The sequence below is a fragment of the Gulosibacter sediminis genome (assembly GCF_023370115.1).
In the GTDB taxonomy this organism is placed as follows: domain Bacteria; phylum Actinomycetota; class Actinomycetes; order Actinomycetales; family Microbacteriaceae; genus Gulosibacter; species Gulosibacter sediminis_A.
Genome location: NZ_CP097160.1, coordinates 242,903 through 262,733 on the forward strand (window position 1 = coordinate 242,903; position 19,831 = coordinate 262,733).

The 19,831-nt window shown below is 59.0% G+C and carries 14 protein-coding genes; 7 read left to right on the forward strand and 7 right to left on the reverse strand.

The window, feature by feature from the left end; all coding sequences use genetic code 11:
• Nucleotides 1–87: 87 nt before the first annotated feature.
• From M3M28_RS01055 to M3M28_RS01085, 7 genes are all read left to right on the forward strand, one after another.
• Nucleotides 88–1,047 (forward strand): type IV toxin-antitoxin system AbiEi family antitoxin domain-containing protein, encoded by a 960-nt coding sequence (locus M3M28_RS01055; protein ID WP_249387013.1) that lies wholly within the window; start codon nucleotides 88–90, stop codon nucleotides 1,045–1,047.
• Nucleotides 1,048–1,155: 108 nt separating this feature from the next.
• Entirely contained in the window at nucleotides 1,156–1,929 is a 774-nt protein-coding gene (locus M3M28_RS01060; RefSeq protein WP_249387014.1) for a DUF6270 domain-containing protein, read from the forward strand.
• Nucleotides 1,930–2,071: 142 nt separating this feature from the next.
• Nucleotides 2,072–3,955, forward strand: coding sequence for a glycosyltransferase family protein (locus M3M28_RS01065; RefSeq protein ID WP_249387015.1), 1,884 nt, complete (start codon nucleotides 2,072–2,074; stop codon nucleotides 3,953–3,955).
• Between the two features lie 16 nt (nucleotides 3,956–3,971).
• Entirely contained in the window at nucleotides 3,972–5,249 is a 1,278-nt protein-coding gene (gene wecC / locus M3M28_RS01070) for a UDP-N-acetyl-D-mannosamine dehydrogenase (protein WP_249387016.1), read from the forward strand.
• A 385-nt stretch (nucleotides 5,250–5,634) separates the two neighbouring features.
• Nucleotides 5,635–6,447 carry an ATP-grasp fold amidoligase family protein gene (locus tag M3M28_RS01075; RefSeq protein ID WP_249387017.1) on the forward strand — a complete coding sequence of 271 codons (813 nt, stop codon included), beginning with the start codon at nucleotides 5,635–5,637 and terminating at the stop codon, nucleotides 6,445–6,447.
• A 143-nt stretch (nucleotides 6,448–6,590) separates the two neighbouring features.
• Nucleotides 6,591–7,256, forward strand: coding sequence for a DUF6270 domain-containing protein (locus M3M28_RS01080; protein WP_249387018.1), 666 nt, complete (start codon nucleotides 6,591–6,593; stop codon nucleotides 7,254–7,256).
• A gap of 896 nt (nucleotides 7,257–8,152) precedes the next feature.
• Nucleotides 8,153–9,466, forward strand: coding sequence for an ISL3 family transposase (locus M3M28_RS01085; protein WP_249387019.1), 1,314 nt, complete (start codon nucleotides 8,153–8,155; stop codon nucleotides 9,464–9,466).
• 343 nt (nucleotides 9,467–9,809) lie between these two features.
• On the opposite strand, the gene M3M28_RS01090 is transcribed toward M3M28_RS01085, so the two are convergent.
• From M3M28_RS01090 to M3M28_RS01120, 7 genes are all read right to left on the reverse strand, one after another.
• The gene (locus M3M28_RS01090) at nucleotides 9,810–12,284 is read right to left on the reverse strand and encodes a CgeB family protein (RefSeq protein ID WP_249387020.1); all 2,475 of its coding nucleotides are present in this window, start codon (nucleotides 12,282–12,284) and stop codon (nucleotides 9,810–9,812) included.
• A complete protein-coding gene (locus M3M28_RS01095) occupies nucleotides 12,284–13,882 on the reverse strand; it encodes a CgeB family protein (protein WP_249387021.1) in 1,599 nt (532 codons plus the stop codon). The genes M3M28_RS01090 and M3M28_RS01095 overlap by 1 nt, the downstream gene beginning before the upstream one ends.
• A 2-nt stretch (nucleotides 13,883–13,884) precedes the next feature.
• Nucleotides 13,885–14,769, reverse strand: a complete 885-nt coding sequence (locus M3M28_RS01100) for a hypothetical protein (protein WP_249387022.1) — start codon at nucleotides 14,767–14,769, stop codon at nucleotides 13,885–13,887.
• A 56-nt stretch (nucleotides 14,770–14,825) separates the two neighbouring features.
• Nucleotides 14,826–15,962, reverse strand: a complete 1,137-nt coding sequence (gene wecB, locus M3M28_RS01105) for a non-hydrolyzing UDP-N-acetylglucosamine 2-epimerase (RefSeq protein WP_249387961.1) — start codon at nucleotides 15,960–15,962, stop codon at nucleotides 14,826–14,828.
• A gap of 35 nt (nucleotides 15,963–15,997) precedes the next feature.
• Complete coding sequence (locus M3M28_RS01110) at nucleotides 15,998–16,936, reverse strand: ABC transporter ATP-binding protein (RefSeq protein ID WP_249387023.1); 939 nt, start codon at nucleotides 16,934–16,936, stop codon at nucleotides 15,998–16,000.
• A complete protein-coding gene (locus M3M28_RS01115; RefSeq protein ID WP_249387024.1) occupies nucleotides 16,920–17,912 on the reverse strand; it encodes an ABC transporter permease in 993 nt (330 codons plus the stop codon). The genes M3M28_RS01110 and M3M28_RS01115 overlap by 17 nt, the downstream gene beginning before the upstream one ends.
• Nucleotides 17,913–17,995: 83 nt before the next feature.
• On the reverse strand, nucleotides 17,996–19,726 hold the full coding sequence (locus tag M3M28_RS01120) for a glycosyltransferase family 4 protein (RefSeq protein WP_249387025.1): 1,731 nt from the start codon (nucleotides 19,724–19,726) through the stop codon (nucleotides 17,996–17,998).
• Between the last annotated feature and the right edge of the window lie 105 nt (nucleotides 19,727–19,831).

Sequence of the window (19,831 nt, forward strand, 5' to 3'; positions counted from 1 at the left end):
CGACCGCGCCACCTGTGGAAACCCGCCCATCCACAGCCGGACTACCTTCGCGGGCCTCCCCACCTGACCCGCCGCTTAGCTCGCGGCATGAATCTCACGTACCTCTTTGAACAGAACTTCGGCGTCGTCAGAACGAAGCAACTCCTCGACACAGGCCTGACGCGACGCGAGGTGCAATCGATCGCCAAAAGCGGCCAAATCGAGAAGGTGCGGCGTGGCTGGTGGGTCTCAAAGTCCTACCCCGCGAATGCGGATGTGCTTCGGGCGGTCACGGCGGGAGGCGTCTTAACTGGCCCCTCCGCGCTCAAGGCCCGTGGGCTGTGGTGCCCGGCAGAGATCACGACGCTCGCGGTGCGCGGTAGCGATCGGCGAAGAAAGAAAGAGAGCAAGGCGAAAGGCAGCCATAACTGGTTCTTCCTTGACCGTGAGCGCGCCCAACACGTGCCGAGGTCGTGTGATGACGCCGACACGGCCCTGCTCGTGACGATGCTCCATTACACGTGCACGCAGGCGACGGTGCTCGCCGACTCTGCGGTCGAGCGCAAGCTGCTGACGGCGGATGAGGTGAAGTCGGCGGCCGCTAAGGCCGGGCGCCGCGGCGCCGCCGTCATGCGCCACTTTGATGCGTCGGCCGGCTCGGGCACCGAGTCGCTGCTTCGGATCTGGCTGAATCAGCATCGAATCAAGTACCGCACTCAGGTGGAGATCGAGGACGTCGGCCGCGTCGACTTCCTCATCGGCAACCGGCTCGTCATCGAGGTCGACAGCAAGACGCACCACCTCACCGCAGAGGCGTACCGCAGCGACCGTGAACGTGACCGCAAACTCGTCGCCCGCGGGTACTTGGTCATGAGGCTCACGTACGAAGAAGTGACTGGCGAGCTCGACGCCATAGGCGATTACATCCTCGAGATCGTGGGGCGCGACGATCACCGCCGTAAGCCGGAAGAGTGGACCACTGTGCCAAGAACCATCCGTCGCCAAGAGCTGGAAGCGAAGCGAGCGGCAGCAAAAGCGGCCAAACCCACCAACGCAGCCGCTCGATGAGGTCACTCTCCCTCATCGGGCCCGGCCGTAGGGAAAAGCGTCGAGCCATCCGTCGCATCCCAGAGTGGCAGCCGACCACCAGCAGCCAAATGCCATAGCTTGCTAGGTATGGGAACCGAGCCAGGGCGCACTGAACAGGTCGATACCGACGATTCGGCGACGTGGATCACGATTCTCGGCAGCTGCGTGAGCCGCGACACGCTCGAGACGATGCCGCGCGACGCGTTCCCGATCGACGGCTACTACGCCCGCTACTCGCTGCTCTCAGCGGGCACCGACGCGAGCCCGAACCTGCCGGCGCAGTTCACGACGTCGAGCAAGTTCCAGCTGCGCAACGTCATGCGTGACATCAAGGGCAACCTGCTCGAAGAGCTGCAGGGCAAGACGAAGTCCGAGGTGCTGCTCTGGGACCTCGTCGACGAGCGCCACGGCGTCTACGAGTTCGCCGACGGCAGCGTCATCACGCGCAGCATCGACGTCATCAACATTCCCGAGCTTGCCGAGGCCGTGCAGCAGGCCCGCCACCTCAAGTTCGGCGAAGACGAGCATTTCTACCGTTGGTGCGGCGCGAGTTCGGTGTTCGTCGACGCGCTCGACGCGTTCGGGCTGCGCGACAAGGTGCTCGTCGTTGCGACCGACTGGGCCGAGCAAGACATCGACGGCAACACCACGCCGTGGTCGATGGGCACGGCCGCCCCGCAGGCGAACCAAATGTTCGCGCGGTACTACGACCGCCTCGAGCGCCTCGGCCTCAAGGTACTGCGGATGCACGACCTCCGCGCCGACCCGGGTCACCGCTGGGGCCTGGCCCCGTTCCACTACGAACCGAGCGTCTACGCGCGAGTGCGCGAGGCGATTGAAGCCTTCCCACAGACTTCGTAGAGCAAAGTCGGCTAGCCCGCGTCACTTTCGGGGTACCCCCACCTGTTAAAGTCTGCTTGAAGCGGGGCGCGTACCCGTGTGTTCTTGCCCGCCCGCGTCGCCCGTGTTGCACGTGGCGCAGGCCCGTCAGAAAGTCGAGTGGATGAGCCGCACGCCCAGCGATTGGCGCACGGCCCTGTGGCACCTTCGCCACGGTGGGCCCAGCCAGCTGCGAGAGTGGCAGCGCCGCCAGCGACTCGGTGTGAACGAGGCGCCGCGCAAGGCCAGCACCGACAGCTTCGACCCGCTCGACGTCGAGTCCTATGAGCCGATCGAGCGCCCGAAGGCGTTCGGCGAGCTGCGCGTCGCGGTGATCATGGACGACTTCTCGCTGCAGGCGTGGGGCTACGAGTTCACCACCGTCGAACTCAAGCCGGCGACCTGGCGCGAGCAGATGCTCGACGTCGATCTGCTCTTCGTCGAGTCGGCATGGAACGGTAACCACGGCGCCTGGCAGTACCAGCTCACCGGCTCGCGGGCCCCGAGCCAGGCGCTGCGCGACGTCGTCGAGTACTGCCGCGAAAAGGGCATCCCCACCGCCTTCTGGAACAAAGAAGACCCGCCGCACTTCGAGGATTTCCTCGACACCGCGAAGCTCTTCGACACGGTCTTCACCTCCGACGCAAACAAGCTGCCCGAGTACCGCGAGCGGCTTGGCCACGACCGCGTCGACGTGCTCAACTTCGCGGCGCAGCCGGCGATCCACAACCCCATCCGCGCGCACGGCGGTGAGCCCGAGGGCGACATCGCCTTCGCCGGCATGTACTTCGCGCACAAGTACCCCGAGCGCCGCGAGCAGATGGATCTGCTGCTTGGTGCGGCGAGCGACGTCAGCGCGAAGATGCCGCGTGGCCTCACTATTTACAGCCGCTTCGCCGGGGGTGACGAGAACTACCAGTTCCCGGCGCCGTTCGATGAGCGCGTGGTTGGTTCGCTGCCGTACGACAAGATGCTCAGCGCGTACCGCGAGCACAAGGTGTTTCTCAACGTGAACTCGGTGGTCGACAGCCCGAGTATGTGCGCGCGACGCGTGTTCGAGATCACGGCGAGCGGCACGCCCGTCGTGAGCGCGCCGAGCGAGGCGATTCCGAACTATTTCAGCCAAGACGAGGTGCTCGTTGTCGATACCCCCGAGAACGCTCGCTGGGGCATGCGTGCGCTCGTGAATTCGGCGCAGCTGCGCGATCGTATGGTGCATCGCGCGCAACGCAAGATTTGGGGCGAGCACACCTATACGCATCGTGCCGAGCAGGTGTTGCGCGCGGCTGGCATTGAGCATGAGTCGGCGACGAAGCGCCGCAGCGTCACGGCGATGGTGTCGACGAACCGCCCGGGGCAGGTGCGGCACGCGCTTGAGCAGGTGGCGCGGCAGCAGGGCGTGGATGTGCAGCTCGCGCTGGTCACGCACGGTTTCGACCTCGACGTGGCCGACTACCGCGCGCAGGCGCGTGAGCTCGGCCTTGAGCACGTTGAGGTGCACCGCGGCGACGAGGCGTGGGAGCTTGGCGATTGCCTGAACCAGCTCGTACGCATGGCCGACGGTGACTTCGTCGCGAAGATGGACGACGACGACCTCTATGGCCCGCAGTACCTCCTCGACCAGACGAACGCGCTGTGGTTTAGCGGCGCGGATGTGGTGGGCAAGCAGGCGAATTACCTCTACCTTGGTTCGCGTGACGCGATTTTGCTGCGCAACCCCGAACGCGAGCACCGCTGGACGACGTTCGTCGCGGGCCCGACGCTCGTAGGCAGCCGCGAGACGTTCGCGGCGAACCCGTTCGAGTCGCGCAGCCGCGGTGAGGACACCGCGTTCTTGCGGAGCGTCGGAGACTCGGGCGGGCGGGTCTACTCCGCCGACCGCTTCAACTTCCTGCAGATGCGTGGCTCGACGAGCCATACCTGGCAGGTGGCAGACCTCGAGTTCCTCGCGAACGCGCGGGTCGAATCGTACGGACTGAACGAGCAGCATGTGCTCGTTGGCGAATAGAAGAAGGACACAGCGCATGAATGCACCGGCCACGGCTACTGAGTCGCGTTTCGGCACGGTCTGTGTAGTCGGTCTCGGCTACATCGGCCTCCCGACCGCGGCGTTTATCGCCTCGAGCGGCAGCTCCGACACCAAGGTGATCGGCGTTGACATCAACCAAAAGTTCGTCGACCAGATCAATGCCGGCGAGGTGCCCTTCTTCGAGCCCGACTTCGAGTCGCTGCTCGCCGGCGTGGTTGCACGCGGCCGCCTCAGCGCCCAGACGACGACGCCCGACGCTGATGCGTACATCGTCTGCGTGCCGACGCCGTTCATGGACGACCACAAGGTCGACGCGAAGTACATCAAGGCCGCGGCAGAGAACATCGCCCCTCAGCTGCAGGGCGGCGAGCTCATCATTCTCGAGTCGACCTCCCCTCCCGGCACTACCGAGAAGATGGCCGAGTACGTGCTCAACGTACGCCCCGACCTCACCGCCGAAGACGGGCACAAGAACAGTGTTTACTTCGCGCACTGCCCTGAGCGCGTGCTGCCAGGCCGCATCATGGTCGAGATGGCCGAGAACGACCGCGTCATCGGGGGCGTGACGCCGCGCGCGACCGAGATGGCGCGGGACCTCTACTCGACGTTCTGCAAGGGCGAGATGCTGCTCACCGACGCCCGCACCGCTGAGATGGCGAAGCTCACCGAGAACTCGTTCCGCGACGTGAACATTGCCTTTGCGAACGAGCTCTCGCTCATCTGCGATGAGCTCGGCATCAACGTCTGGGAGCTCATCGAGCTGGCGAACCACCACCCGCGCGTGAACATTCTGCAGCCGGGCCCTGGCGTTGGCGGCCACTGCATCGCGGTCGACCCGTGGTTCATCGTCTCGGCGGCACCGACCACGTCGCGCCTCGTGAAGATGGCTCGCGATGTCAATGACAGCAAGCCCGAGTACGTCATCAATCGGGTTATCGAGCGCGCCGAGCGCTTCAAGGCGCCGGTTATCGCTGCCCTCGGCATCGCGTTCAAGCCCGACATCGACGACCTGCGCGAGTCACCGTCGCTCGACATCGTCGACAAGCTCGCAGACCGTATTGAAGGCGCGCAGCTTCGCGTTGTCGAGCCAAACGTCGAGGAACTCCCCGAGCGTCTCTCCAAGCACGAGAACGTCTCGAAGGCTTCTTTCGAAGAAGCTGTGGAGGAGGCAGACATCGTGCTTCTGCTCGTCGATCACCATCAGTTCAAAGAAGCTGACCGCACGCTGCTTGAGCAGAAGGTCGTCATCGACACAAAGGGTATTTGGCGCTAGCACTCGGCAGAGTCACGCACGGCAGAGCGCAAGATGCAGCCAAGATGATGTCTCACCGTGAAGTATCGTCGAAGCCCGTTCCCCTGATGCCCATGGAGAAAACGCTCCCATGTTGCTGGCCCTACCTGTGCCAATCAGCAAGCTTGGTCGGGGGCGTTGCACTGAGGCGAGACGTCTGCTGCCAAGGGATCCTGAGAATGTCACGCTGATCGGTAGACGGACGCTTCCGATGTCACGTCCGGCCTTGACCTATATGAACTTGTGTAGGCTTGCCTGCATGGGTCGTACAAGTGGCAGCGACTAGTAGAGGACTTCATTAATTAGTGATTCTTCAATTCACTGTTGAGTCCTACAACGCCGTTAACTCACAAAGGTTTAAGGAAGAATGAAGTACACGCAATTAATGAAGGCAAGGATTCAAGGCAAAGAGGACCGATTGCCCACAAGCTTGATGCATAAGAGCGGATTGAGGCAATTCTGTGATGTTGTCAAGGTTCCGACTCCGATTGAGTATGCCAAGTTTGACACGCCAGGCGACATTGATCTTGATAAACTGCCCGAAGAGTTCGTGTTGAAGCCCGCGTACGCATCCGCCGGTGAGGGAGTCATGCTCTTGACTCGAGTCGACGGGGGCTACTTTGATTCAATGTCGCAGCGGACGTTGACAGGTGACGAGATTCGGCTCACCCAAGGGAAAATTTACGACAAGTACGTTAAGACAAATAGTCGTCACACGATAGCAGAACAGCGTGTAATCTGCAGTGAAGGACTCAGCATTCCGCCAGATTATAAGTTTCTCGCATTTCAAGGTCGCATCGGGGTTATTATTAGGATAGACAGGTCTGCTGGACGACTAAAGATGAATTACTATGACGAAAACTTTGTTCCAGTAGTTGACGAGCGTATTAAATTTAACCCCAAGATTGCGGATAGGGAGTTTGCCCTACCGCCGAAGAACTGGCGCTCTCTCCTAGACCTTGCAGTTAGAACGTCATATGCGGTACCGACTCCATTCTCGCGAATCGACCTTTTTCTGGACAAAGAATCCGGGCCACTGCTGGGTGAAGTTACATTGACTCCAGGCAGTTTCTACTACGAAGCTGGACACACCTTGTCACTCGATGAAAACTTAAGGTTCGGTGAGCTTTGGGAACAGGCCGCAAGAAGGCTACGAATGTCAATGCCTGTGGTTGAGTGAATTCCAAGCATTCTTGCAAGTACCAGCGCTCCCGTGCGGCAGAGCCGCTGGCGAATGGGACAGGCGAGGCTGAAAGGAGCCGGCAGCATATGCGAACGAAGATACAGATTTACGGGTCATGTGTTAGTCGTGACATACCTCGTGTGGCAACGGGTCGATTTCAAGTTTTGAACTATGTGGCTCGGCAATCCTGGGTCAGTGCTTTGTCAGATCCAACTACACAGCCCCAGCAAGAGATCCAGCTGAAATCTAAGTTTCAGCAAAGGATGGTGGAAGCGGATCTGGCTTCATCTGCATTGCGGGAAATATTTGACAACGCCGAAGATGCAGAAATATTGTTATTGGATTTGGTGGACGAGCGCGTTGGGTTGGTGCCCACTGAAACTGGATACGTTACTAATAGTTACGAGTTAAGAAACAGTGGTTGGAATAATGAAATCGCGACTGGCGACACAATTGACTTTGGTACGGATGAGCACTTTGAGCTTTGGGTAAATGCCGCAGATCGCCTGAGGAATTGGCTAGACGAGAGTGGCCTACTCGAGCGTTCCGTGGTAATAAGAACTCAATATGCCGAGCGTAGTGCTCAGGGGGACCTTCTCGAAGAAAAAATGAGACGGAGTCCACGCGAATGGAACGAGTTATTTTCGCGGTATTATGATCATCTGCTGCGCATTAATATGCCAATTGTAAGTGCAGATCCGGCCCTAATGTTGGCAGACCGACAACATGCTTGGGGTCTTGAAGCCTTTCATTACGTGGATAAATATTACACGTATCTCGCAGACTGCATCGAAAATCGGACTTAGATTCCGAGTCGCAACCGGGTCGACCTTGACCAGATTGCTTATGCAAGTAATTAGACTGACACGTTCACATATTTCATGTCGCCGGCATCCTAACTAACATACGGAGACAATATCCACTCCACTGGTGGATAAGTCATGGGAGTACTATCTTTAGGGTGCGCAAAGGTATCCGCTCAAGTTGCATTTAATGCGGCGGGAAATCATGCATTGAAATTCTCGAGGAATGGCTAGACCCATAACTGTAGTCAGAGTCGAGAACGTGTGGTCTGCGCCGCATTTGTTGCTAGTAGAAGGTAACTCTGGTTGAGAGAGGTATGTTTAGCAAGGAACTCACTCTCGACGGCAAGATGTGGGCGGTTTGTCAATGCCAATCCACTAGTCCACGAGATAGCGTCTATTCCAGACTGGACCATTACGTTGAGAGGGTCTCTGCGTGAACACTCGGAATTACATCCACGACTCCAAGTGAAACAGGACCAGTCATGAATATAAGATATTCACGAGCGGGCACCACTTGACTATGAAAGTCGTGCGCAAGATTATCAAACGAGCGCAATACACAGAATATAGGGGATAGACTCAGCTTCTCCGAGGAGGTTGAGTCGTCTCGCCGAGGTTCGCTTCGTGCTAAAAAGTATGAGAAACCAGGATCTCAAAGTGCAACGTATACGGGCTCTTCGCAGTTGAGGGTGTAGTCGGGATGGGCGTGCTGGTTCGCGGATAGGGGTCGAGGTCTTCCGATGATGGAAGTTCCTACACTGCCCATCTGAAAGAGGCTCATCGTGTTTGAGGGTGTAGCGCCCGCCTGACGAGTCGGCGGCGTGGCGGTCGCGGAGGCGAGGTCGAGGCCTTCCGATGATGGAAGTTCCTACGCTCGCCATCCGAAAGACCTCGACGTGTCCCACGGTACATTCGCCACCCCCGATCTTTCTGCGTTCTGCCTCCTCGACGACCACGGCCTCACCGTCACCGGTCAGGAAATCTCGCCGGACAAGGCGGTGCTGGAGTGCCGTGTCACCGACCGCGACCCGTTCTGTCGCGGCTGCGGTGCTGAGGGCGTAGCCCGAGGAACGCAAGCGCGCCGTCTCGCGCATGTCCCGCTGGGTTGGCGGCCGACGACGCTCCTGGTCCGCGTCCGCCGCTTCGCCTGTTTCTCGTGCGGGACGATCTGGCGCGAGGACACCACAGCGGCTGCCGAGCCGCGCGGGAAGCTCACCCGCGCCGCTGTCCGGTGGGCGCTCGAGGCGGTCGTCTGCCAGCATCTACCGGTCGCCAGAGTCGCGGAGTCTCTCGACGTGTCCTGGCATGCCGCCAACGACGCAGTCCTCACCGAAGGGCGGCGACTCCTGATCGATGACCCCGCCCGGTTCGACGGGGTGACCACGATCGGTGTTGACGAGCACGTCTGGCGCCACACGCGCCTCGGCGACAAGTACGTGACCGTGATCATCGACCTCGCCCCGGCCCGCAAGAAAACCGGCCCCGCCCGGCTGCTCGACATGGTTCCCGGCCGGTCGAAGCAGGCCTTCAAGACCTGGCTTGCCGGTCGCCCGAAGGCCTGGCGGGACGGGGTCGACATCGTCGCGATGGACGGGTTCACCGGCTACAAGACCGCCGCCGGCGAAGAGATCCCCGACGCGATCGCGGTGATGGACCCATTCCACGTCGTCCAGCTCTTCGGCGACGCGCTTGATAAGACCCGCCAGCGTGTTCAGCAGGAGACTCTCGGGCATCGAGGCCGGAAGGGTGATCCGCTTTACGGTTGCCGGCGCCTGCTCAGGACGGGGCTCGGCCTGTTGAAACAGCATCAGCTCGCGAAGCTCGAGGACGTATTCGACCAGCACCCCGACCACCTCGCCGTCGAGATTGCCTGGGACATCTACCAGCGCGCCGTCGCCGCCTACCGACACAAGGACCCGGCGCGCGGGAAGAAGATCCTCGAGGCCGTGATCGCGGGGCTTACCAGCGGCGTTCCGAAGGATCTGCGCGAGTTGATCAGCCTCGGCCGCACGATCACGCGCCGCGCTGCCGACGTCCTCGCGTTCTTCGACCACCCCGGCACGTCCAACGGCCCGTCCGAGGCGATCAACGGTCGCCTTGAGCACCTCCGCGGCACCGCGCTGGGCTTCCGGAACCTGACCCACTACATTGCCCGATCGCTACTCGAGGTCGGCGGGTTCAGACCGCGGCTACACCCTCAAACACAATGAGCCATTTTATCCCACGCTCATGTCCACGGTGCTGTGTGACCGCGGCTACCGCCGCCGAGCCTTGCCCACCCACGTGGAGTCCGCCACACTGTGTCCCGGCATGCTGCGGGCTTGACGAGTATCCCGGTCTTACGAGCTGTCCAACACAGGCGTTCAGCGGTCGCCTCTAATGCCTCCGCCTCAGACTTCGGAACCTGACGCACAACCCCGGCCCGCAATCGTTACCGGAATCGATGGGGTCAGGCGACCTCAACACCCGGGCTTGCAATGAGCCGCACTTCTTTGAAGCGGGGCAAGTGTGAGTAGGGATATACGTCCGCAGATATCAACGCAACCGCGCTCCCTAAATACCGACGGCGTATACCCCCAGTGGTACAGCCACTGAGCTGTATGTCGCATTCGAAACGGTTACCTGTATGCCAGCCCATTCACGCCGGCTCAATTTTGTCCCGCCTGCAGCTGAAAGGCGGAGTTTCAGTGCCGAAAGCTGAGCCTGGGTCTGCCACCCAACAAGCAAAGTACCGGGGATGTCCGCAAGATCACAATTCCAAACGAGCTTGTCGCCGGCAATGACGGAAAGCGAAATCGTGTCCGTCATGGACGTGGTGTACCCAACACGTCCGAGATTTAGGACAAGCGACCGGGAACCTGACTTGGCGTGTTGGCTCAGATCAAAAGTAGCTGAACCATGCGTGTGGTCGACTGAGACGTGATTTGCGTCCACTTCAGGTTGCGAGAGTGCATCATCAAATTCACAAATTAGCCGCTTGACTTGGTGTTCGGCTCGAATAGTTGTTTCGAGGGCAACTTGCCGTTGCGTCGCAAGGGTATTGCGAAGTCTCGCCGATGAAGTGAGCTGACGGAGCTTCACGGGTAGTTCCCCAGGCTCACGTACCTGCAATGAGAAAGGTTGATACGTCGCGACCTCATTTGAACCCACATGCCGCGGAATGACGAGCCACTCGGCTGCCGCCGCGAGATAAGGCATGAAGCGACTGACACGTGGATTCGAACGATTCCCGCCAAATGATGCGAAGCCAATTCGAGTGTGCAGACGTTCGGCTAGTTGTTCGAGGTCCAAGGCCTCAAGTTCTGACCAAAGGGTGGCATGGGTACGCAGGTCAACTGTGAAGCAGGGTGCGGCGGCTTCCTCGGCCTGCGCGGAGTCGCGCCATCGTGTACTTCTATCGGATGGGGCGGTCTCTCTAGCGATGATCTCGAGGAACTCAGAGTCCACAGCGTGGGGAGCATACGCAACATTCTCCATACCATGATCCGCGGCCATGGCTACGAAGTTCGTCGAGGAAGTCGCAACGGTATCGTACCGTGACGCTAGCCGTTCAAGTCGTTTGATGCCGCCGTTCCCAGTGTCGTCCACGAAGACGGCCCGAACATTGCGGTCGTTAAGGAACTTTCGTCCGGAGCTCGTGATTGATGCGTCAACGCCACACACAATCAGTACGTCGATGTCATTCAGCACGGGCGATAGACGTGTCACATTCAAAGCGAACTTCGACGTCTTACCGGGATCTTCCACCAGTGATCCTTGCCAGGACGCTGGGTTAATTGTCTGCACATCCAGCCCGAGCGATGCTATCGCTCGGGCGTATGTACTCACGCGAGATGTAGCTTGAGTCCACCCAATACCAAATAGGCCAACACGGGGGTGCTGAAGGCGGGCGTGGTCCTCTCGCCGATCATTGTCGCCTCGCGACAGGTTAATCGGATTCGACTCGGTCGGCAGCTGTTCGAGCTTCGACGGAATCGACAGGGCATCATAGCGTGTAAACCAGGAAGCACGTTCATCGACGTCTGAAGTGCGCCAATCGTCATTCTCAAATAGGTCCTCTAGCAGCAAAGCTCGCGACATCGCGGAGAAGTGACGATCGAAGCGCTGCACTGTCCGACGACTCAGATCTGCCAATTGATTCGAGTCCCTCAACTCGGCATAGCGTTCATCAACTTCTTGGAAGCTGTCGCAAACGATCATCTCGGGGAACGTGGCAAACTCAGGCTTACCAGGGATCACGTTGAACACTGGTAGGCCCATAGCCATGTACTGAACAATTCGACTGGGGTACTCAAAGAATCCGAGACGATCCAAACCTGGGAACCAGGTCGTCATCCCTTTGTGGTTTTTAAAGAACTGAGGAACACTGATAGCAGTGTTTGATCGCGCCCCGGCCGCAACGACTTCCTCGTCGGAATCTAGATAGCCCCCACTTAGCCCGTAATAATCGTTACCGACATTCCCGTAGATTGTTACGTGGGCATCCAATTTTGCGAGGTCAAAGTAGCGTTGACGGCGTACTTCATCCTGAACGTTGCCGAGAAAGAGTGCATCCGTCGTCGCAGGTTCGGTGCCCCATACATCAGGAAATGCTACGTGATCAGTCCAGAATGGAACGTTGACGCCGGTCGGTCGTCCAAATTGATGTTCGTAGAAGCTGAGCACATCAGCGTTGCCGCAGTGAAGAATTAGATCGTAGGAGTTGACAATCGGGCCATAAGTCAAATCAAACAAGACAGGGTCATCGGAGAACCATGCAGCGACCTTCGCACCGCGACTCCGTAAAAGCTCTAGAAGAGGAATTGGCAGCGACGCGGGCCGGAAAACGAGAACCCAATCCGGTGCGAATTCTAGCACTTCATTCACTGCGAGTTGCAACCGTTGTAGGTCAACCTTGCCATTAGCGAATTCAAAGCCGTGACCGATCTTGCCAGTGTTGAATATGTTATGGCCGCGGGAGACGAGGGCGCGCTCGAGAGAGTCAGCTACGTGTGTCTCGAGGATGCCGTCATAAAAGGCGATCTTCATTAGGCGGTCCACATCCAATCATACGAGTTTTCGGCCGGCACAACGTTAAACACATCTGCACAGTAGGCGGGTGCAGATTCATTCAGGTCGACAATTGGAGTTGTTGCTGAAACGGAGCTCAAGATCAACTCATTGAGTGTCTCTGCGTCTGATCGGCTGATCCATGCGCCACGTTGGACCCAAGTGACATCAGTTTCATCCGCCTTGGGGAGTTCATTATTCGGACTCCAAAGGGGTTTCGTTACGATTGCCTCCGGAATAAATTTATCCAATACCAGGATTTGATCGCTAATATAATTCTTGCCGTATCGAAGACTGCCATCTACGTGGCCAACATAGTCAAAATCTCTCGCCCGAAAATCTTCGGAGGGTGAGATCGTGATGTGAGTCGGCAGTTGGGGATCTTTACTGCTGTCCTGCCCATGGGTGAAGACAGTGATAGTAGCGGACGGGAATTCCAATATTGTCTGCGAGGCGAGATCCTCAATGAGGTCGCGTGTCAGTGATTCGGTGGATGCGTGAAGAGCGATATTTGCTGAGCGATGCGGAATGCTAATGCCAATCATGTTTCGAATCTGTTCGACTCGATCACGCATCGTGTGGCTTGTTGCGACTCTTCGCCAAGCGCGCTGTGCGCGGGCGGCTGTCCCGAGCGAGTCGGTCAAGAGCAAATCAAAGAGTTCGGCCGCCTCCTCTACTGACCCAACGGTCGCAACCTCGTCTGCGGGGAACACCGACCTGATGGCGTCAGAATGCATTGATACCACGATAGTTTTGGCTGCAGCAAGTTCAAATACGCGACGTGCGCACATCGTAGTGGAACTCGTCACCGAGTTTACGTTCAAGAAAATCTTGTGCCGCTTGTATGCGCTGACCATTTCGGTGTACGGCAAAGAGCCGACAATATTGTGTTGATATTGTTTCGGGAACTGGTAATTTTCGTCTGATCCCAACATTCTCGAATAGATTGAGAAATCATGGTTTTGTGCCGCAGAGAATAGGGTTTCTACTTGCATGCGGCGTTCGGGGTATTTGTGGCGGAAGTATTGTCCAGCAAAGGCAATATCGCCTCGCCTGTGTTCGGTGACGCGGCGCGGGTTGTGAATGTGTGGCTCGGCGGCAAAACGAAGAAGGTCTACGCGGTCGTGCCCAATCGCTTCCTTGTAGGTTGGAACCAGGTCGCCATCAGTTGTCAGAACGTAGTCGAACAACTTTGCTGCGTCAATGAACTCGTCGTAATGGACGGGGTCTTCTTTGTTCCAAAATATGGTTGGAATGCCACGCTTATTGCATTCTGCGAGAAGGTGGTGGAACGGTGGCTTGGGACCCTTACTTGACGTTACCATGTAGCGCCAGCGCCCCTGATTACCATTCCACGCTGACTCTACGAGGAGTGCGGCCGGATCGAGCCGGTCTAGGTCGAGCTCGGGTTTTACTGGTCCGATCGCGTGTAGGTTGGATACGTGTCGAAAGGATGATTGTGAGAACTCGTCCAAAATCGAGACTATGACACCATTAGTATTCCCCGGAATGCTTAGGTATGGCGAGGTTCCAGGCTCGAGTCTGATGGCGTCGGAAACTACTTCGTCAAGTGTCATGCTTAGTCCCTAGTTAGATCAAGCGCCACGACCCACCGATTCGCGAGGTCGTCGATCACGTCATTGAATATGTCGCACTCGTTGAGTGCTGCCAGTTTCTCCCGGACGGCTTCATCGATAAGTTTAGTCCCTGTGGTCAACTGAATAACGGTCGAGAATCGTGGCAGCCAACGGAGCATTCGTTTGGAGATGCGACTCGAGTCAATCGCGGCGAGAAGGGGCTCAGATGTCTCGATGATCAGGTTGTCCCAGCTCGCTGAACTCATTGTTTCACGGAAGAGGTTCGCGGATTCCAGGTCCACGAGCCGAAGATTGTGTCTCAACTGCATAGGTACCGCGTCGTGAACTCGAATAAAAGTTGATTTTTGCCCGAGGAAGGTGATAGGTGCACCGTTGGATTGCCGGAGAAGTGACGTTGCTTGACGTACCCAGCTTGAAGAAACGTTCTGTTCGAGCGCAGCGAGCCTCGCGGTTACGTCTTCCTGAAACTTAGTGCTGTGAAGGATGTTCTCGTCTGAGTATGTTCTATTGCTCAGGCTAGACAGCTCGTGTTGACTTTTGGAGATTTGCGCACTCGTCTTCGCGGCAGTAGTCGCGGTGTCGCTGATTTCGTCTAGCTTTGACGTGATCTCCGAAGTGCGGTCATATAGGCGAGCTAGAAGGTGCCTTTGTCTCCATAGATCTGCAGTCAATGATTCGACGTTTTTTTGCTGTGCGATTGATACTGCAATCAACGCTGTCAGGCCGGTTGCCGCGAATATGCCTCCCAGCATTGGCATATCGAGCAGGAAAAAGACAACGCTAAGGAGTACCAAAATTAGCCCGGCGGGCACAAGTAGTTTGGCATTGGAACGAACGACGTTGTGAGGTCGTCGGTTGCGAGTCATCTCATTTCTTCCTATCACGTTGGGGCGGGGTCACGCTTCGACGGAATGGAACTTGGCTAGGCGTAGTCAGCGACCCGCTGCCCGACTCCAACGAGTTCAGCGATGGCGGCAACCGCACGATTGGCCGCCACCCCGTCTCCGTAGGGATTGACTGCATTGGCCATGGTGGCGTACGCGATCTCGTCATCGAGCAACTGTGAGGTTTCGATTACGATTCTGTCCTCGTCGGTACCAACGAGGCGCACGGTACCAGCTTCGAGAGCTTCCGGTCGTTCAGTGTTCTTCCTCATCACGAGTACCGGCTTCCCGAGGCCGGGGGCTTCCTCTTGCACACCGCCCGAATCTGTGAGCACGATCCTGGCGATCGACATCAGCTTGGTGAACTCGTTGTAGGGGAGGGGCTCGCTGACGATGACGTTCGAGAGTCCTTCGATGTGCGGGAAGACTGCGGCACGTACCTTTGGGTTCAGGTGCGCCGGTAGCACGAACGCGATACCGGGATAGCTCAAAGCCAGTCTTCGCATTGCGCTACCGATCGCTGCCATCGTTGAGATGTTCTCCCTGCGATGTGTAGTTACCAACACCATGGGCTGTCCGGACTCTGCGATTTCTTGAAGGCGTGAATCACTGAATTGCGTGTCCCAGGTCGATGCTTCGAAAAGCGCGTCGATCACAGTGTTGCCGGTGACGACGATGCTGTCTTCGGCAACCGACTCTCGAAGGAGGTTTGTCCGGGCCGCCGAAGTCGGGGCGAGGTTGAGAGAAGAAACACGGCTGATGAGCCTACGGTTGGCTTCCTCGGGGAAGGGCGACATGAGCGTTTCAGTGCGAAGGCCGGCCTCAAGGTGGACTACGGGAATCTCTCGGTTGAATGCTGCAATAGCCGCGGCCATCGCGGTTGAAGTATCTCCGTGGACGACCACTGCATCTGGGGCAACGGAATCGAGGACAGAGTCGAGCTCGCCGATCACGCGTGAAACAATACCGTTGAGTGTCTGACCGGGACGCATGATGCTTAGGTCGATCTTCGGAGTGATGCCGAACATCGCGTTCACCTGGTCAAGCATTTCGCGGTGCTGCCCTGTAGATACCGCAATTGACTGCAGCCGTTCGTCCGCTTCGAGCGCCTTGATCAACGGCGCCACTTTGATGGCTTCTGGGCGAGTACCGTACACGGTCATGATCTTGGGCAACGGCAAGGCAGGTTCCTCTCAGGATTCAGGGCGAACTAGTCTTTGACGATTTGAATCTGGCCGGTTGCTTCGGCGAAGCTCTTTCGACGCAAAATTCGGGCGTCGGCACGAATCGCTTTTTGGCGGTATGCGAGCGACTGACGCGCGTCATTCAACAACTCGGCGGCTTTATCAACTTTGTCTTGGGCCAAATTGTGGGCATACCAGCGATACGCGCGGGCGATGTCGACAGCGGGGCCGTCGGCAATGATCTCGCCCTGGTCGATCCAAATCGCGCGGGTGCAGAGTTCCTCGATAGTCTGCGCTGCGTGGCTCACCAGAAAGACCGTTCCAGCAGTGTCGATCATGCGCTCCATTGCGCGGCGTGAACGTTCCATGAACGATGCGTCGCCGGTCGACAGGGCTTCGTCGATCATGAGGATGTCCGGGTCGGCCGCAACCGAGATGGCAAAGCGGAGTCGTGCACCCATGCCGGAGGAGTATGTTCGCATTGGCATGCGAAGTGCATCGCCGAGTCCGGAAAGATCGGCGATGCGATTGCGTCGATCCAGCACGTCACTGGGGGAAAGGCCCATGGCTAGGAGCCCGAGGCGGATATTCTCTTCGCCGGAAAGATCCGGCATCATCGCGGCGCTGACTCCGAGTAACTGAGGTTTTGCCGAGGTGACCACGGTGCCCTTGGTTGGAGGTTCAAGGCCCGCGAGTACGCGGAGGAGGGTGCTCTTACCTGATCCATTGCGTCCGACAAGACCGATGAACTCGCCCTCGCGAGCCGCGAGTGAGACGCCGCGAAGGGCGCGGAACCGCATCTTCTGACGGCCACCGATAGCTCGCCTGCCTTTTCTCGCGCGCTTGTCTGCCATGACGTCATAACTCATGTGAATGTCGTCGGCGAGTACCGTGATACTCGGTGAGTCTTTGCGGTGAGGGCCGTCGAGTACGAGATTGTGTCGAAGTTCAGCGTTCTCTGGCATACGACTCCTCTGCAAACCAGAACAGGACGAAGCCCACCATGGGAGTGGCAATTGCCCAGATGACGAGTGCGAGCCAGATCTCAAGTGGTGGCACGGCACCATCGATGATGGTCGTTCTATAGGCCATTAGAAACTGGTAGATCGGGTTGGCTTCGACCACTGCCAAGATCGATGGGTGATTGATGAAGCGATCGATCGGAAAGATCACAGCCGACCCATAGATCAGTATTCGGGATAGAAACTGCATTGCCTGCGACAGGTCAGGCAGGGCAGAACCAAAGCGCGCCATGATCAGGTAGATGCCGAAGTTGAAGAGCGAGTGCAGCACAAAAATGACAGGAAAGAGCAGCCAAGTCAGCTTTGGCAGTGCGTGCGGGGGCACTGCCATGATCATGATGAACATGACCAACATCGCGGGAAACCTTTGAAGCATGTCCCGGAGCAGCATCGAGACCAGAATCGAGGCACGAGGGAAATTGAACGCGCGAATCAGCGCTCGTGACTGTCTGATCGCCGAGGCACCAGTAGTGAGAGCCGTTCCGGTGTATTGGAACATGAAGATACCGATGATGACGAAGGCGACATAGTTCGACATGCCACGGCTCATATTCAGCAGGACGCCAAAGATCAGCCAGTAGAAGGCTGCGTCGAGAATCGGGCGAATGATGAGCCAAGCGTTGCCCAGGCGTTCGTGGGTGTTGCTCGTAGCAACTCGGCTGCGAGCCTCGCGCCACACGAAGTGTCGGCGCTCCCAGATTCCTCGAATGTACTCGCCGAGCGGTGGCCGAACGCTAACACGGGTGAGGTGTGTGAGATCGCCATAGGCTGCTTCAACGTCGAACGCGAACGCAGACCGGTTCAAACGGTCGCGAACCTTGCGCTCGGGGCGAGTCAGGCGACGCGAAACGTGCGCGGGAGGACCATCGAGCGGAATCGTTCCTTCATTCCGCTTCGCGGCGCGGCGTCCTCTACTCACTCACACTCACTTCGGTCGGGGACAGGGTTCGGGCCTAGGGGCAATTCAACGGGGGATTGTCTCACCATCTAGCGAATCCGGAGTTAACTTCCGGGCTCAAGGTCGGTGAAAACCCGTCGGTACTCGGTGGCGGCCGAGTCCCAAGTCATCGAGGAAGCGAACTGTTTTCCTGCTGCTGCCAGCTCAACGTTGCGGGACGCGTCTGTTGCAAGCATAGTCAGGGCCTCAGACACGGCCGTTGCCGAATCTGCCTCAACTACGACGCCACGCTTGTTCTCACCGACCAGTTCGCGTAGCGGGGGAAGATCGCTCACGACCACGGGCCGTCCCAGCGCCATCGCTTCAATCGGCTTCAGCGGAGTGACCGACCGAGTGACTTCGAGGTCGCGACGGGCAACGACAACCGCATCGAGCGCCTCGACATACCGCTTTGCCAGCTCTGGAGACACGCGGCCCGGCAAGTGTGCTGCGTCGCCAAGCGCGTTGGCAAGCTGCAGGAGCTCTGGGCGAGAGGCGCCGTCGCCCGCGATCAACACACGAGCGTCAATGCCATGGGTGCGCATCTGACCGACCGCGTCGATCAGAAGATCGTGCCCTTCGTAGTCGACGAGGGACGACACCGCGCCAGCCCAGAATCCCTCGCTGGGGAGCCCGAGTTCGGCGCGGACCTCGGCCGGAACCGAGCTGCGCTCGAGGAGTTGCCCATCGATTGAGTTCGGGATGAGGCTGATCTTGTCGGCCGGCACACCCCGCTCGACAAGTTCGTCGCGCATCGTCGACGAGATCGTGAAGACGTGGCTCGCGGCCTTGGCGAGTTCGGCCTCGCGCGCGTGCATGAGCTGGAACCGCTCGCTCGAGGCAGCCGCCTCGCGGGCCGCCTCGGTCGCGCGCGATGTCGCCCACGTCTTCTCGAGCATGCCGCGCACCTCGTAGGTCCACGGCAAGCTGTGGCGGGCGGCGAGCGACTGGGCGACGAGTGCGTTCGTGTAGTTCGTCGTCGTGTGAATCACGGTCGGCTGGAATCGCGCCACGATCGAGTCGAGTTCGCGCACCTGCTTGTCGAGGCGATCGGGCATTGTCGATCCGAGTCGCCCTGGTAAGACGCGGTGGTACTCGATGCCGTCGACGATATCGACGTCGTGCGCGCCGAGCTTGCCGACCGTCACCGGATACCCGATGCGGGTGACCGCCAACACGGCCATGCCGGCGTCGCGCTGCGCCTTGAGGATCTCGTGTGAGCGCAGCGTGTAGCCCGACTGCGTGTGGGGGAGCGAGTTCGTGAGCAGGTGCAGCACGCGCGGCGCGCTCGACCGGGGCGCCTGGGGAATCCGCATCGCGGAGCTGGGCAGCCGATAGATAGGAGTGAGGAGCGTCTGCTCGCCCTCGAGCACGCGGCGATACTTCCGCGCGCTCGGCGCGTAGGAGTGCTCGAGCGCGGCCAACGCCTGCGACAGCTCGCCGAGCTGCCATTTCGCGCGAGCCTCGAGTACCGGGGCCGTGGCCGAGGCGTTGCCCTCGAGGAGGTCGGGCCGGTCGGCAGCGATCGCGAGGTTGGCGAACAAGCCCTGCTTGCGCCCGCGCTGCGGTGGGAGGTTCTCGAGCTTGGCGACGGCGTCGTCGCGGTGCCCGCGCATCCATTCGGCGTAGGCCTCGCCGAGCGGGCCGAAGCGATCGAGCAGCGCCGCGACCGGCTTGGCGAACCCCGACGGGAATCGCTGCGAGGCGAGCAGCGCAAACCGTGCGGGGTCGTCGAGCAGGTGGCCGGCAACGGCCGTTGCGGCGATGCGCAGGTTGCGAGGGAGATTCAGAGTCATGTGCGCCAGGTGGTCTTCGCGATGGTCACGCAGCTCCGCGGGCGCGGGCGTGCGCCTTCACGGTAGCGGAAAGGGAGCGACGCGGTCCGCTCGTGCGAGCGAACC

Excerpts from the sequence above, each read along its gene's own strand:
- M3M28_RS01055 (WP_249387013.1), top strand. The coding sequence starts at position 88 with ATGAATCTCACGTACCTCTTTGAACAGAACTTCGGCGTCGTCAGAACG.
- M3M28_RS01060 (WP_249387014.1), top strand. The coding sequence starts at position 1,156 with ATGGGAACCGAGCCAGGGCGCACTGAACAGGTCGATACCGACGATTCG.
- M3M28_RS01065 (WP_249387015.1), top strand. The coding sequence starts at position 2,072 with ATGAGCCGCACGCCCAGCGATTGGCGCACGGCCCTGTGGCACCTTCGC.
- wecC (WP_249387016.1), top strand. The coding sequence starts at position 3,972 with ATGAATGCACCGGCCACGGCTACTGAGTCGCGTTTCGGCACGGTCTGT.
- M3M28_RS01075 (WP_249387017.1), top strand. The coding sequence starts at position 5,635 with ATGAAGTACACGCAATTAATGAAGGCAAGGATTCAAGGCAAAGAGGAC.
- M3M28_RS01090 (WP_249387020.1), bottom strand. The coding sequence starts at position 12,284 with ATGAAGATCGCCTTTTATGACGGCATCCTCGAGACACACGTAGCTGAC.
- M3M28_RS01095 (WP_249387021.1), bottom strand. The coding sequence starts at position 13,882 with ATGACACTTGACGAAGTAGTTTCCGACGCCATCAGACTCGAGCCTGGA.
- M3M28_RS01100 (WP_249387022.1), bottom strand. The coding sequence starts at position 14,769 with ATGACTCGCAACCGACGACCTCACAACGTCGTTCGTTCCAATGCCAAA.
- M3M28_RS01110 (WP_249387023.1), bottom strand. The coding sequence starts at position 16,936 with ATGCCAGAGAACGCTGAACTTCGACACAATCTCGTACTCGACGGCCCT.
- M3M28_RS01120 (WP_249387025.1), bottom strand. The coding sequence starts at position 19,726 with ATGACTCTGAATCTCCCTCGCAACCTGCGCATCGCCGCAACGGCCGTT.